Origin of the sequence: Microvirga massiliensis (assembly GCF_001006805.1) — a bacterium.
Classification (GTDB): Bacteria; Pseudomonadota; Alphaproteobacteria; order Rhizobiales; family Beijerinckiaceae; genus Microvirga; species Microvirga massiliensis.
Genome location: NZ_LN811369.1, coordinates 33,731 through 48,358, shown reverse-complemented (window position 1 = coordinate 48,358; position 14,628 = coordinate 33,731). Strand labels below are relative to the sequence as shown.

The following is a 14,628-nucleotide window of genomic DNA, read 5'->3' as shown; positions in this document are numbered from 1 at the left end:
GTCCAGACCCAAGGGTGCGATGACTCCACAAGGGGCATCGATGTCGGCGCACCACTCCGTGATCATCCCTCTGTGAAGTTTCTGTCTGGCGCAGGTGAAGGCCGGATGCCATGGTCGGACTCCATCATGACGAAGAACGACCAGCGGTGATGCAGTTTCATGCCGATCCGTTACGCGATCAGCACCCCGTCAAGCGAGGGCTCCGCTCGACCTCGAGCCCGAAGAGCGGGCGCACCCGCGTTCCGATCACGTTCCCCGCGAAGGCAGCGACGAGCCAGACCCAGCCGTGCAGGCTCCCGGAGGCGATTCCGGAGAAATAGGCGCCGATGTTGCAGCCATAGGCCAGCCGGGCTCCATAACCGAGGAGCAGTCCGCCGACTATCGCCGCTACCGCGGACCGGAGCGGAATGCGCCAAGTCGGAGCGAAGCGACCGGCCAGTGCCGCTGCGAGGAGCGCACCGACGATGATGCCGAAATCCATCACCGAGGTCACATCATTGAGGACGCTTCCCTGAAGTTCGGCCAAGCGGGCCGGGGTCGACCAATAGGGCCAGCTCGCGACGTCGACACCAATCCCGTCCGCGATCTTAGATCCCCACAGCGCGAAGGCCGACGTGATCCCCCACGGGCGGCCCGCGAGAGCCAGCGTCGCAAAGTTCAACAGGACCAGCGCAACCGCGCCCGCCGCAATGGGCCACGGGCCGCGCAGAAAGCGCGCTACGCCCTCACGCGGCGCCGTGCCGGTTGTGAGGAGCCGCCCGTGGCGTCGACGCTCGATCACGACCGTCACCGCTGCAATGGCGGCGAACACGGCGAGATGCACGGCGAGCGCTGTCCAGGGCCCCCAGAGTTCCACGAAGGAGATCTTCGGCAAGCTCGGGAGCGCGGCCCACCAGTGAAGATGGGCCGCGCCGATCGCCGAGCCCGCGATGAAAGCCGCGAGCGTGATCAGCATGCGCGTGGAGCCGCCGCCGACCGTGTAAAGCGTTCCCGACGCACAGGCCCCGCCGAGCTGCATGCCGATCCCGAAGATGAATGCCCCGAAAATGACGGAAATTCCCGCGGGCGAAACCAGACCGGTTACGGGCTGCCCGAACAGGGACCCGGACGCCAGCACGGGAAAGAACAGAACCGTTGCGACCGCCAGCATAAGCATCTGCGCCCGCAAGCCCTCACCGCGCCGGTCGGAGATGAAAATCCGCCAGGCCGAGGTGAAGCCGAAGGCTGCATGGTAGAGCACGAGGCCCATGGCTGCACCGAGAATGTAGAGGGCGGCCTGTCGAGGGTTGACGGCCGCTCCGATCAAAGCCGCGCCACCCAGTGCAGCTGCCGCCGCGGCCAGTGCGACCGGCGTGTTGGCTTCCGATTGCCGCGTGGCCCGAATGGAGGCTGTCGAAGCCACTGCAGAGGCTGACATGAGGTAAAATCCGGCCCGCGAGCTTCGTGCCGCCGAGGTAGCGGGAATACCTCGGACAAACCAGATGTGGTTGCTACTATTCCACATGCAATAGCGTCAATATTGAAATAATAACATGTTGTGCTCGTATATTATGCCGAGCCGCACCCCGCGCGAGCTGTCGGCCTTTTGACTACGGCCCACGAGCACGTCACTCGCCCGAGACTTGACGCAACTCGCGGCAGCGTTGAAGCCTCGGTACGATAACTCACGAGGGAGGAAAGCATGAGTTCCGAACGGCCAGGCATTCTCATCACCGGCGGGAGTCGCGGCATCGGAGCGGCCGTGGCTCAATTGGCCGCGCGCCGCGGCTACGACCTGGCGGTCGTCTACAAGTCGGATGAAGAGGCGGCAGAGCGAACGGTTGCAGCTTGTCGCGAGGCCGGAGCGACGGCCTTTGCCTTCCAGGGCGACATGGCCATGGAGCGGGATGTCGTCCGGGTGTTCGATGATGCCGTCGAGAGCCTCGATCGCCTGTCCGGTATCGTGAACAATGCCGGCATCACAGGGCGTTCGGGGCGCCTCGACGCAGCATCGGCGGAGACAATCCGAGCCTGCATCGATCTCAACGTAACGGGTGCGATCCTCGTCGCGCGCGAGGCATCCCGCCGGATGGCGAAGCGGTATGGCGGAGGCGGCGGCGCGATCGTCAACATCTCGTCGGTGGCGGCCACCCTTGGGAGTCCCGGAGAATATGTGTGGTACGCGGCCTCGAAGGGAGCGATCGATTCCCTCACGATCGGTTTGTCGAAGGAGCTGGCGGGAGACGGTATCCGCGTGAATGCCGTCTCGCCGGGTCTGATCGAGACGGAGATTCACGCCCTCAGCACTGGCGATGCCGGCCGAGTGGAGCGCCTCCGGCCCCTGATCCCTATGGAACGCGTCGGGTCGCCCGAGGAGATCGCGGAAGCCGTTCTTTTCCTGCTCTCCGATCAGGCCTCCTACATCACCGGAGCGAACCTGAGAGTGTCGGGCGGCCGGTGATCTCAGGGGTGTGCCTCGACTCCTGCTGAATGCTCTCCGAGCTGTCAATTGCGGGAGGCCGGGATTGACCTATCTCAAAGCGAGAGCGTGCCGCCGATGGTTTCGTGATTGTGGATGCCCGCCGAATGGCTCATCGAGTAGGATTACGCGCCATGACCTTGAAGTCTTTCCTGACGCCGCGACCCGAGCGCAACGAGACGCCGCTTCTTGCCCTCCGGCGTGAAATCGACCGTCTTTTCGACGAATTCGGTCGCGCCTGGACGACTCCCGACATCGTTGGCCTCACGCCCCGCATTAACATGCTCCAACGCGAGGGACACACCGAGCTTACCATCGAGCTGCCTGGCTTCGATCAGAAAGACGTCGAGGTATCGGTTGGAGACGACATACTCACGGTCACGGGCAAGAAGCGATTGGAGTCAGATACCGACGACGCGGATGCTCGCGTCCAGGAGCGCAGCTACACTGCGTTCTCCCACTCCTTCGAACTTCCTCCGGGCACTGGAGCCGGGGACATCAAAGTCCAGATGGACAAGGGTGCTCTGTCCGTCACATGGCCGAAGGCGGGCCAACCGGCAGCCGGCGGCACGATGAACGAATCCGAAACAGGCGCTCCGGCAGTGAAGCGCCCGACCATCGCGGCCGATGTCATGGTGACAAACGTCATCACGATCAACCGCCATCAGACTGTGCAGGAAGCCGCGCGAATGCTGCTCGACCATCACATCAGCGGTTTGCCCGTCGTGGACGACAGCGGACATCTCGTCGGCCTCATCAGTGAGGGCGATTTGATGCGACGAACGGAGATCGGCACGGAAAAACGACGCTCCTGGTGGCTGGAGCTGTTCACTTCGTCGGAAACGCGGGCGAGCGATTACGTGAAGTCGAATGCACTCCTGGTCGAAGATGTGATGACCAAGCGCCTGATCACGGCGCAGGACGACACCCCTCTCAGCGAGATTGCGACTCTGCTCGAGCGCCATGGGATCAAACGCGTACCCATCATCCGCGACGGCAAGCTCGTCGGGATCGTGAGCCGATCCAATCTGCTCCAGGCCTTTGCGAGCGCTTCCGCCGAGCGGACGCAGCCTCGCACCGGTGACGATCGGGCAACGCGAGAACGTGTCCTCGAGCAGCTGAAGGCAGCTCCGGGCGGCATGCCCTGGCTGCTCACCGTCACAGTCGATGACGGCGTTGCCGAACTCCGCGGCCCTGCCAGTTCTGAAGAGCAGAGAGCGGCGTTGCGGGTTGCGGCCGAGACCACGCCTGGGGTCAGAGCCGTCAAGGACGAAATGTACAGGATGCCTCGGGTCCCCGAGTAGGGTGGCGCTCGAGTCCTGGCTGCTACTATCGTCATCGCAGGTGGCGTGAAGTTATCCAGGTTGGCCCCTAGTTCCTCCTGAATTGCATTGCCTCAGACTCGCAATGATGCAGCAAGTCAGGAGTTTGTTTCTGTTTCCGGCAGTGCTCTTCCCTTTCTCATGCCCTCACCATCATTGCGAACGCAGTGAAGCAATCCAGGAGCGCCACCATCGACGGGTAGATTGCTTCGCCTCCGCTCGCAATGACGGAGGTGCGGCGGGAGGGGCTACGCATCACGCCGGCGGCCTGCACTGACGGAGTGGATCCGCGTCAGGCTGGATGACTGCGGCTCATTGCGACGGGGAATGCAATGAATGCAGGAGCTCAACCCTCCCCAAATTGCCTGACCCAGTTCTGAAGTGTGCCGAGATTGGCGATCCCGGCCTGACGGGCGACGACGGTGCCGTTCTTCAGGGCGAACAGGGCCGGGATCCCCTGGATGCCCAGACTGCCGGCGAGTTCCGGTTCGTTGTCGACATTCACCTTGACGAACCGCGCCTTGGGTTCGAGTTCCTGCGCTGCGCGCTCGAAGATCGGGGCCATGGTGCGGCACGGACCACACCATGGAGCCCAGAAATCGGCGATCACCGGAATATCGTTCCGCTCGGCGTGGCGCTGGAAGCGTCTACCATCGAGTTCGACCGGGTGGCCCTCGAACAACTTATGCTTGCAGTTTCCGCACCCGGAGCTCGCCGCCGGTCGCTCGCGCGGAATGCGGTTGACAGCGTCACAATGCGGGCAGACCACGTGGAAGGACTCGGAGATGAACAACTCCCGGGCGGGTGACTCACACACAACGCCGCGGACGTGCATGGAGACGGCTGCTGCGGCGATCTGGTCGCTAAGAGAGCTGGGCACGAGTTTCGCTCCTGAGGTGCCCCCGGCCAAGCTCGACCGTGCTCCTCGCGATCAGTGGGACATCAGAACCGGAATGGTCATCGAGCGGAGAATCTCCCGTGTTACGCCTCCGAGGACCATCTCGCGAATGCGAGAGTGGCCGTAGCCGCCCATGACGATGAGATTGGCTCCGGAATCCGCCGCATAGGACAGGAGCGTGTTCGCAGTGTCGCCTGCGCTGATCAGAGTGTCGGCCTCCGCTTCGATTCCGTGGTGCTTCAGGTGGCGGACAACCTCTTTCCGCCAGTGGTCATTCGCGGGCTCGCGCACACCTTCCACGGTGACGACCTGAACCTGCTTGGCTCGGGCGAGGAGAGGCAGTGAGTCCCCGAGAGCCCGCGCGGCCGCCTGGCTGCCATCCCATGCCACGAGAACTGTCTCGAGCTTGCCCGGCTCCTCGAAGATGTAAGGCACGACCAGGATCGGCCGGCCGGATCCGAACAGGGCACTTTCGATCAATTCGCCCGAACGGGCATTCTCGGGATTGCCCTGGTCGAGAATGGTGACATCGTAGTAGCGAGCGATCTTTCTGATCTCGCGGCCAGCCTCGCCCGCCAAGGCTCTCACGAGCTGCGTTTCGACTTTCACGCCTCTCTGGCGTCCCCGGTCGGCGAAGTCGGTCAGGACGATGTTTGCCGCGTGCTCGGCTTCCTCCTGGATCTTCGACAGAATCTCGCTCGGCAATTCAGCACTGATATAGGCCAGGCTCGGCTCGAGGACTGGAGAGGCCGCTGTCAGACCGGCATCGAGCTCCTTCGCAAGCCATAACGCATAGCGGCCTGCGGCTTCGAGTTCGGGGCCCAGCACAACAAGGAGATCACGCATCCGCATCTTCGCCTCCTCCAGCTCACATCTGTCCGCCGGCGCTCCGGATATTGCCGACGCACACTCACGGCCGTCGAGCGAATGTCAGCTCGCCGGCAATTTGCTCCACCCGTTGCCGGACTTCATTTGCCGAGCCCGGAGCCGGGAAGTCAATCACCGAGAGAAGTCGGCATCCACGCCACGAGCAGGGATTCCAATCGGCATTACCGGGGCCGCTCTTTGGCCCACGTGACCTGCGCATTGTAGAGAGGCACGGTCGAGATCGACGTCTTCGCGCTGCCTTGCTGGATTTGCCGCGAATGAGCGAGGTAAATAAGCGTATTGTTCTGCCGGTCGTAGATGCGATTCACGACGAGGCGCTTGAACACGAGGCTGCGGCGCTCGTTGAATACTTCTTCGCCGCTCCGATCGAGGTCGATATCACCGATGGTCACCGGTCCCGTCATCTGACATGCGATCGAGGAGTTCGAAGGATCCTCGAACCAGTTGCCCTGCTGGAGCCTGTCGATGATGCTCCGGTCGAAATATGTGAGATGGCAGGTCACGCCCTGCACCTTTGGATCCTGGATGGCCTCAACGACGATGTCGTTGCCAGTCCAGTCGGTCCCGACTTTGCCGACAATCTCCGCCGAGGCGGGAGCCGCGAAGGCAGTGGCAGCCCAAAAGGCAGCGACAATTGCAATTCCTCTCATTTTCGATCTCCAATCCATGTTGTACCGGATACGCATCTGCCTGCCGTCCGTCTCAGGGTCTGGAACTGTGGGGTATGGAGATAGTGGTCCCGACCGCGGCCGGTAAGGAGCAGGGCAGGAGGCTATAGGGCTCCAGAACCTCGCTCGGATCTAGCTGGCTATGGAGTCGACTGTCGGTGCTGGCGGGCCCACACCGCTGGATTGCTTCGCCTTTGGCTCGCAATGGCGGAAGTGGGTCCGGCGTCGCTCCGTTTCCGGCAGTACTCCTCGCGTCCTCACGCCCTCTTCGTCATTACGAACGAAGTGAAGCAATCTACCCGTCGACGGATGAACTGCTTCGTCCACGGCTCACAATGATGAAAGTGGAGCGGAGGCTCGCTCCACCATGATGAGCGAAGCCATGAAGTGCTGCTCCTCACCAGCGCAGAGGACTTGCGCGAGCCGCATGCAAGCAAAACCGTGTTGTTCACCGGCTCGATCAAAGGAATTCGTATTACCTCATCCTTGACCTCGATCAAGGACCGGCCCCGGAGGGGCGCGTAAGCCTTGCCATAGAGTAGAGCAGGGCTATGCCCCGACCGGAGTAGAACCCATGAGCCATGTTGCCCACGACCTGCAGGCTGAATTTCCGGAGCACGCGGAGCGTATTCACGATTTGAAGATGAGCGATCGTCACTTCGCCAAACTCGTCGATGAGTACCGTGACGTGAACCGTGCGATTCACCGGATGGAGGCGCGCATCGAACCAGCCTCCGAGGAGAGGGAGACCGAGGCGCGTCGTCGTCGGCTTCAACTCAAGGATGAGATCCTGCAGGCGCTACGACCGGAATAGGACACAACAAGAGAGGATACTGACCATGGCGGGCAATACGATTCAAAAGGCGGAAGCGAGTTCCTCCAGAAAAGTGTTCGCGTTGCCCGCCAGGGCGAACCGGAGCAGGGATGAGGAGCGGCCTTCCACCGATGAGTGGGGGAAGGATCCGCTGGATGCTGCGGGAGTTGCCATCGACCGCGTCGCACATGCTGCCCTGGCCCGTCTGACCTCCGGCCTCTCGCCCATGGCGCTTGCCGGGGCGGTGATGGACTGGGCTGCTCACCTTGCTTTCTCGCCCGGCAAGCAGTTGCAACTGGTTCACAAGGGAGTCCGCAAAGCGGCCCGCCTGAACGAGTATCTCGGCCGCACGATGCTCGGCCGGGATTCCGGCTGCTGCATCGAGCCTCTGCCGCAGGACCGCCGCTTCGCGGACGAGGCGTGGCAGAAATGGCCCTATAATGTGATCTCCCAGGCCTTTCTGCTGAACCAGCAATGGTGGCACAACGCGACAACCGGCATCGACGGTGTGACGAAGCAGCACGAGCAGGTCGTCGAGTTCGCGAGCCGTCAGGTTCTGGACACGCTCTCCCCGTCGAATTCCCTCCTCACGAATCCCGTCGCCCTCACGCGCACCCTCGAGACCGGCGGCGCCAACCTCGTTCAGGGATTCCAGAACTGGATGGACGATTACAGCCGGATTCTCCTCGGGACAGGCCCTGTCGGCACCGAGCATTTCCAGGTTGGGCGCGACGTCGCCGTCACACCCGGCAAAGTGATCTTCCGGAACCGCCTGATCGAACTGATCCAGTATGCCCCCACGACCGACAAGGTCCGGCCGGAACCGGTACTGATCGTGCCGGCCTGGATCATGAAGTACTACATCCTCGACCTGTCGCCGGAGAATTCGCTCGTCCGGTATCTCAGGAATCAGGGATTTACGGTCTTCATCGTCTCCTGGAAGAACCCGGTCGAAGACGACAGGGGCCTGAGCTTCGACGACTACCCACCCTCGGGTTCCTGGCGGCGCTCGATGCCGTGAGGAATGTCGTTCCGGACCAGAAGGTCCATGCCGTCGGGTATTGCCTCGGAGGCACGCTGCTGTCGGTTGCTGCGGCCGCCATGGCCTGCGATGGAGACGAGTACCTTGCCACCATCAGTCTGTTGGCCGCACAGGTGGATTTCTCCGAGGCGGGCGAACAGGGGCTCTTCATCAACGAGAGCCAGGTGCACTTCCTCGAGGATCTCATGAGGAGCCAGGGATACCTGGACACGCGCCAGATGGCGGGCACCTTTCAGATCCTGCGATCCAGCGACCTGATCTGGTCGCGCATCATGCGGGACTACATCATGGGAGAGCGTGCGCCCCCGAACGATCTGATGGCCTGGAACGCAGATGCGACCCGCATGCCGGCGCGCATGCACTCCGAATATCTGCGCCAGCTCTATCTGAACAACGACCTGGCGGAAGGCCGCTTCAGGGTGGATGGCCGACCCGTCGCTCTGTCGGATATCCGCGTCCCGATCTTCGCCGTCGGGACCGAGCGCGATCACGTGGCGCCCTGGCGATCCGCCTACAAGATCTACCTTCTGACCGATACCGCGGTCACGTTCCTGCTGACGAGCGGCGGCCACAATGCCGGGATCGTCTCGGAACCGGGGCATCGGGGACGCCGCTATTCTGTCATGACCCGGACCGCCCGCGACCGTTATCTTGATCCGGAGACATGGGTGTCCGAGGCCACTCGCCAAGAGGGCTCGTGGTGGCCCGAATGGATCCATTGGCTCGAGAAACGTTCAGGTGCGCCGACAGAGCCGCCGCACTTGGGCTCGCCGAGCTACACACCTGTTTGTGATGCGCCCGGCACCTACGTCCTGCAGCGGTAGCGTGTCTGTGGCCGGAGGCGGGGAGGGAGATCTATTCTGCCGCCCTGCCGGGAGATGAACCTGCCGCACGGGAGCGAAGCCAGCGCGCGATGGCGGACCATTCACGGGCAAGGGTGCGTGCGCCCATGAACAGCGAGAGATGGCCCCCAGGCGCCGTGGCGATCATGGATCTCACGCGCCCGGGTTCGGCCCCGACGAGATCGCGGACCGCAAGGGCCTGCTCGGCTGGCGTGACATCGTCGTCGGGGGCCGCCAGAAGAAAGAACGGGCTCCGGATCGCCTTCAGATCGAGCTTCCGGCCAAGCCCCATGAATTCGCCGCGGGCGAGCTCGTTTCGGTGAAAGAGCTGCTCGACGACCTGGAGATAATAGGCTCCAGGCAGATCGACCGTTCGACGGTCCCAATCCCGGAATCTCTCGAAAACCTCGGGTCGGTCGTCGTCCACCTGGAGAATCGACCCGAGCAGCGCGTCATCCGGATCCTGCATATCCCAGGACGCCCGCATGTTGCACCCGAGCATGCGCCCGCCGCTCGAACCGACGAGAGCCCTGAAGACGTCCGCGCTGGTGAGGCGGGCCGCATCGACGATTGCCGATCCTGCGGATTCGAGGTCGATCGGCGAGGCCGCGAGCACGAGCTTTGCGACCTTTCCGGGGAAACGGGCTGCAAACATCGCTGATAGCCAGCCACCCTGGCACAAGCCGACTAGGTTCGCCCGTCCGCCCAGTTCCTCGACAGCAACGAGGAGGTCGGCGAGATAGTTGTCGATGACGAGAAACCGTGTCTCGGACATTGCCGACTTGCATTCGATAAGAAGCAGTCGCCGAATCCCTTCTACGAGCAGGCGCTCGACTAGGCTGTGGCCAGGCGCAAAATCGGCGATCGTAGCGTCGTGCACAGCGAAAGGCGCAACGACGATCGTCGGAAGGCCACGCTGCACTGTCGAAAAGTCGAGGAGCCGAAGCGAGGTCAGATCGAGCGCGACCGAATGATCGGTCGTCCAGATCGGTCCAGCGTTCTCGGGAGGTGCCGGTCCCGATGATGGAGAAACCTGGGCCCAGGATCGCACCACCGCTTCCCCGACTCGCGTTGCTGCCGCGAGCGGCCATAGCCATGGATTCCACAATGGGCCGAGCGGCATTGGTGCCTCACCGCAAGTTCAATTGGGGCCCAGCTCTCGAATATACAGCCTACCCGAGCGATTTGACGACCGCCCCGGGGAAAGCCCACCATTCTCGCATACAAGACCCAGTCAGTCTCCTGTCGTCCCCTCATCTGGTAGACGAGGTAAAAGCGAGCGAGCATGACGGATCCCAGCGTATCCACCGCACCGTTTCCGCGAGGGGGCGGCCATTTCCGAAGAGGCACGGCAGAAGGGGCACCTATATGGCTCGACTGCGGCCGTTCTCCGGAACATGATCATCACCGGTGCCCTGCCGCCGGGAAAGCGTCTCCGCGAGCGGGAACTCTGCGAGCAGCTCGGCGTATGCCGCGCCCCAGTCCGAGAGGCCATCAAGGCTCTTCTTCAGGAGGGGCTCATCCGGGCCATGCCGAACCGAAGCCCGGTCGTCACGGAGGCGGATCTCAAGGAGGTCAAGACGCTCGAGATCGTAGTCGCAACAGTCGACGGGTTGGCTGACGACCCCGGCGAGGTCGTAACCGATGCGCAGATCTCCCGCATTGCAGCAGTGCGTCAAGAAATGCAGGTCCGAAGCGGCTCAATCAGATGCCGGAGTATTTTTAGGCCAATAAAGCATTTCATCGGGAGAACATCCGGGCAGCAAACAATCCCGTTCTCCTGTGGATTTGGGATTTGCTTGCGTTACGCGTGGATCGCGCCCGCCACGTCTCGAACCTTAGACCGCAACGCTGGCCTGAGGCTTTGAAGGAACACCGGGAAATACTTGAGGCGCTGATCGTCCGTGGTGGCAAGAAACTTTCCCGGCTGTTGAACCGTCATGTCCGAAATGGTTTGTCGGTCGTCATCGAAGCGGCCAAGGACGGTGAGGCGCCCGCTTCGACCCGGCCCGAAAACCCGACCGGCCTGCACAGCGACTAGGAGAACAAACCGGGGCATCCGAGCCTCTCTTGACCGTCGCAAATACTTGCATGCAAAATGGAAGAGGCCGGCGCGGAAGAACCCGCGTCAGAAGCTTGAGAAAGAGTGCGCGTAAGAATCATAAGCCCGCGCACAACCCGATGGAGGAAACATATGCCGGATTTGAGCCGTCGATCGCTGTTGCTGGCTGGGGTCGGCGCATCACTTGCCGCGAATGTCCGATCTGCCTGTGCTGCGGTGGAACTCCGCCTCACCCATCCTGCCGACACGGCGCACCCTGTGCACATCGAAGCGGAAAAAATGGTGCAGCGGATCGCCGAGCGGACCAAGGGCGAGGTGAAAATCGCAATCTTCGCGAACAACGCTCTCGGCTCTCCAACGGAAACAGCGCAGCAGACACGCCTTGGCGCAATCGACTTCATCCTGCTCAATCCGGCGAATATCGAGGCGCTGTCGAAGACGATCGGGGTGATCAACATCCCATATCAATTCGACAATTACGACCATGCGCATCGGACTCTCGACGTCACCGCCCGCGACTGGCTGGCCGAGCAGATGAAGGCGGCCGGGTTTGCCTGGATCGCAAACTTTGAATGGGGTTTCCGTGCGTTCTCGAACAGCCGTCGCGCGGTGAACGCTCCGTCTGATATCCAGGGTCTGAAAGTCCGTGTTCCACCGGAACTTGCCATCAAGGCAGCATTCGAGGCGCTGGGCGCCAATATCCAGACGATCGCATTCCAGGAGGTCTACCTGGCATTGGCGAACAAGACGGTTGATGGCCAGGATAATCCAGTCGGCACGACCTATGCGGCCAAATTCTTCGAAGTGCAGAGCCATATCGCGCTGACGAAGCACATCTACGCACCGATCATGTTTGCTGCGAATCCGCGTCCGTGGGGGAGGCTGAGCGACGGGCAGCGTCAGATCATCACCGAGGAGGCACAGAAGGCCGGTGCCGCGGCACGGAAGGGCGTGCAGGACAAGGAGGAATGGTACCTGAGCGAGATGCAGAAGGCCGGGGTTGCGATCACGCGGCCAGAGGTTGCACCGTTCCGCGAGAAGATGGCTCCGGCCTACGATCAGCTCCGCAAGGCTCTCGGCGAACAGACCTGGAACACTTGGTCCGGCTTCGTCAACGCCGCGCGCTCCGCCTGATCCTGTATGCGTGCTGCCAGCACGCGCCACCGTGAGTCTCTCGCATGTTCATAACGGCGATTTTGCTCGCCCTTTGCTTGCTGATCCTGGGTGGTGTGCCGATCGCCGTCGCATTGGGGATCATTGCGATTGGCACGATGTGGATCGCGGTCGGCCCCGATCTGCTCGCCATCTCCATACAGCGGATCTATGCCGGGACAACGTCCTTTCCGTTGCTCGCTATTCCGTTCTTCATATTGGCCGGCAACCTGATGAACACCGGCGGTATGACAGCGCGCATTTTCAATGTGGCTCATCTGCTGGTTGGCCAGGTTCGCGGCGGCCTCGGCCATGTCAATGTCCTTGCCAGCATGCTCTTCGCTGGGATGTCAGGCTCGGCGGTGGCCGATGCGGCCGGCTTGGGGGTGGTCGAGATCAAGGCAATGCGGGAGGCGGGCTACAGTGCACGCTTTGCTGCCACCCTGACGGCCGTCTCCTCCACGATCGGGCCGATCATCCCGCCGAGCATACCCTTTGTGATCTATGGCAGTCTGGCGAACGTGTCGGTCGGCGCATTGTTTCTTGCAGGCATCGTTCCCGGTGTCCTCATGGGCCTTGCACTGATGGCGATCGTTGCGGTCGTCGCGAAACGGCAAGACCTGCCGCGTGGGGACCGGCGCCCAGGTTGGCGCAAGGCCTGGCCCGTCGTTTCGGCTGCACTGCCGGCATTGCTCATGCCGCCGCTGATCCTTGGCGGGATCTTTACCGGAATCGTTACGCCGACCGAAGCCGCAGTCGTGGCAGCGGGTTACGCATTTCTGCTGGGTAGATTGTACTATCGCGAACTCCGGCTCGATGACGTGCTCGAGATCATCTGGGAATCGGGTCGGCAGACGGCACAGGTCATGTTCATCATTGCCGCCGCGGCACCATTCGGATGGATTCTTATTCAGCAGCAGATCCCGAATGCGCTGCTTGCAGCCATCCTTTCTCTATCCTCCGAGCCCTGGCTTATTCTTCTCATCGTCAACATCGTCCTCCTGATACTCGGAATGTTCATCGAGGGCGTCGCCATTCTCATCATTGCTTTCCCGGTCCTGCTCCCGATCATGCTCAAGATTGGTGTGGATCCCGTACATTTCGGCGTGATCATCGTGCTCAACATCATGATCGGACTCGTGACGCCGCCGGTCGGATTGTGCCTCTACGTAGTCTCTTCAATCAGCCGGGTACCTATTACCGAGATCGCCTCGGAGATGTGGCCATACCTCCTTGCACTGGTCGCGGTACTGGGGGTGATCACTTATGTACCGGAAATTACCCTCTGGTTGCCCCGGCTGCTCGGATTTGGGGTGATTCAGTGATCACGAGGATTTTTGCCGCCGATCTCGCCGTCGCCACCGTTTGCAAGTGGGGCGTGATTCTGTGCCTGTCGGCCCTGTTCTTTCTCCTCCTGCTTGCCGTTCTGGTTCGCATGGTTCCCGTTCTGGTGATAGCCGGCTATGACGAGGTGATCGAGCTGCTGTTCGCATGGCTGACCTTTCTGGGAGCATTAGCTTTGTGGCGCGAGGGTACGCTCTACCGTGTCGTGCTCGCTGAACAGGCCGCTCCTTCCTGGATGCGGCGGGGGATCGAATTCTCCATCCATGTCCTGATGCTGGCCTTTGCACTCGTCCTCGCACTGAAGGGATACGAGTTTCTGCGCGATGCGGGGGAGATCACACCGTTTCTCGGGGTAGATAAAGCCTATTGGTACGCGGCCCTCCCGGTATGCGGCGCCATTATGGCTGTCTACAGCGTATCAGGACTTTGGCGGGTTGTGAGGAATCAGCCAAGCCTTGGAAACGCTGAAACGATCACCGGTTGAACAGAAGGCGAGAGCATCACGATGACGAAGCGGCTCGATGGGAAGGTGGCAATCATTACGGGCGGAGCCGGTGGAATCGGCTCCGCTACGGGGCGATTGTTCTGCGAGGAGGGGGCCAGGGTCGTCCTCGTCGATCGCGATGCCGAGTCCCTTACCGCTGTATCGGCCGATATCCGCTCGGGTGTTCCCGGGGCGCAGGTCGTCGAGGTTACTGCCGATGTTGGCGACGAGTCCGCAGCCGAGAGAATTGTCGTCGCCGCGAAGGAGGCGTTCGGCCGCATCGATGTAGTCGTCAATAATGCCGGCATTCGCGCTTATGAGCCGCTAGCGGAAGCGCGCAGCGAAACCTGGCACAACATCCTGTCCGTCAATCTTCTGAGCTATGCCTATCTGGTGCGTGCAGCCCTTGCGGATCTGCGCGCCTCCGGGCGAGGTAGCATTGTCAATATCTCATCGACTCACGCCTTCAATCCACGGGCCGGAATGGGGCAGTACGATGTGACGAAGGCAGGCATCATTTCACTGACAAAGAAGCTGGCCTTCGAGGAGGCGCGCCACGGAGTGCGCGTGAATGCGGTATGCCCCGGCTTGACAATGACTCCGTTTCACGTGCGCCGGGCCGAAAAGGCAGGCCGCTCCATGAGCGATCTTAGA

The 14,628-nt window shown here is 61.9% G+C and carries 12 protein-coding genes and 3 pseudogenes; 10 read left to right on the top strand and 5 right to left on the bottom strand.

Annotation, left to right across the window (positions count from 1 at the left end; genetic code table 11):
• Positions 1 to 178 precede the first annotated feature (178 nt).
• Positions 179 to 1,417: a YeeE/YedE family protein gene (locus BN1233_RS38330; protein ID WP_082145899.1), complete on the bottom strand. Its 1,239-nt coding sequence runs from the start codon at positions 1,415 to 1,417 to the stop codon at positions 179 to 181.
• A gap of 264 nt (positions 1,418 to 1,681) precedes the next feature.
• Here BN1233_RS38330 and BN1233_RS38325 point away from each other — a divergent pair, with 264 nt between their 5' ends.
• Together BN1233_RS38325 and BN1233_RS46395 are read left to right on the top strand one after the other, a co-directional pair.
• Complete coding sequence (locus tag BN1233_RS38325) at positions 1,682 to 2,440, top strand: SDR family oxidoreductase (protein ID WP_046868927.1); 759 nt, start codon at positions 1,682 to 1,684, stop codon at positions 2,438 to 2,440.
• Positions 2,441 to 2,592: 152 nt separating this feature from the next.
• On the top strand, positions 2,593 to 3,762 hold the full coding sequence (locus BN1233_RS46395) for a CBS domain-containing protein (RefSeq protein ID WP_187144467.1): 1,170 nt from the start codon (positions 2,593 to 2,595) through the stop codon (positions 3,760 to 3,762).
• 364 nt (positions 3,763 to 4,126) lie between these two features.
• Here BN1233_RS46395 and trxC read toward each other — a convergent pair whose 3' ends face one another.
• The 3 genes from trxC to BN1233_RS38305 all read right to left on the bottom strand — a co-directional run bounded on the left by trxC (position 4,127) and on the right by BN1233_RS38305 (position 6,216).
• Positions 4,127 to 4,660 carry a thioredoxin TrxC gene (gene trxC / locus BN1233_RS38315; protein ID WP_342341697.1) on the bottom strand — a complete coding sequence of 178 codons (534 nt, stop codon included), beginning with the start codon at positions 4,658 to 4,660 and terminating at the stop codon, positions 4,127 to 4,129.
• Positions 4,661 to 4,711: 51 nt separating this feature from the next.
• Positions 4,712 to 5,530, bottom strand: coding sequence for a universal stress protein (locus tag BN1233_RS38310; protein ID WP_048709874.1), 819 nt, complete (start codon positions 5,528 to 5,530; stop codon positions 4,712 to 4,714).
• A gap of 197 nt (positions 5,531 to 5,727) precedes the next feature.
• Positions 5,728 to 6,216, bottom strand: a complete 489-nt coding sequence (locus BN1233_RS38305; RefSeq protein WP_147707777.1) for a CreA family protein — start codon at positions 6,214 to 6,216, stop codon at positions 5,728 to 5,730.
• 592 nt (positions 6,217 to 6,808) lie between these two features.
• On the opposite strand from BN1233_RS38305, the gene BN1233_RS38300 reads away from it, so the two are divergent.
• Both BN1233_RS38300 and BN1233_RS46390 read left to right on the top strand, forming a co-directional pair.
• Positions 6,809 to 7,048, top strand: coding sequence for an HP1242/YdcH family protein (locus BN1233_RS38300; protein ID WP_046868926.1), 240 nt, complete (start codon positions 6,809 to 6,811; stop codon positions 7,046 to 7,048).
• A gap of 25 nt (positions 7,049 to 7,073) precedes the next feature.
• A pseudogene (locus tag BN1233_RS46390) lies at positions 7,074 to 8,914 on the top strand (PHA/PHB synthase family protein).
• A 31-nt stretch (positions 8,915 to 8,945) separates the two neighbouring features.
• On the opposite strand, the gene BN1233_RS38290 reads toward BN1233_RS46390, so the two are convergent.
• A complete protein-coding gene (locus tag BN1233_RS38290; protein WP_187144466.1) occupies positions 8,946 to 9,983 on the bottom strand; it encodes an alpha/beta fold hydrolase in 1,038 nt (345 codons plus the stop codon).
• 346 nt (positions 9,984 to 10,329) lie between these two features.
• Here BN1233_RS38290 and BN1233_RS51445 point away from each other — a divergent pair.
• From BN1233_RS51445 to BN1233_RS38260, 6 genes and pseudogenes are all read left to right on the top strand, one after another.
• A pseudogene (locus BN1233_RS51445) lies at positions 10,330 to 10,416 on the top strand (GntR family transcriptional regulator); the annotation flags it as partial.
• 254 nt (positions 10,417 to 10,670) lie between these two features.
• Positions 10,671 to 10,973, top strand: a pseudogene (locus BN1233_RS45500) (FCD domain-containing protein); the annotation flags it as partial.
• Between the two features lie 153 nt (positions 10,974 to 11,126).
• Complete coding sequence (locus BN1233_RS38275; protein ID WP_048709878.1) at positions 11,127 to 12,128, top strand: TRAP transporter substrate-binding protein; 1,002 nt, start codon at positions 11,127 to 11,129, stop codon at positions 12,126 to 12,128.
• Between the two features lie 44 nt (positions 12,129 to 12,172).
• Positions 12,173 to 13,471 (top strand): TRAP transporter large permease, encoded by a 1,299-nt coding sequence (locus tag BN1233_RS38270; protein ID WP_046868922.1) that lies wholly within the window; start codon positions 12,173 to 12,175, stop codon positions 13,469 to 13,471.
• The gene (locus BN1233_RS38265) at positions 13,468 to 13,974 is read left to right on the top strand and encodes a TRAP transporter small permease (protein WP_046868921.1); all 507 of its coding nucleotides are present in this window, start codon (positions 13,468 to 13,470) and stop codon (positions 13,972 to 13,974) included. Before BN1233_RS38270 ends, BN1233_RS38265 begins: the two co-directional genes overlap by 4 nt.
• A 21-nt stretch (positions 13,975 to 13,995) precedes the next feature.
• The coding region (locus BN1233_RS38260) for an SDR family NAD(P)-dependent oxidoreductase (RefSeq protein WP_046868920.1) at positions 13,996 to 14,628 on the top strand (633 nt) is incomplete at its 3' end.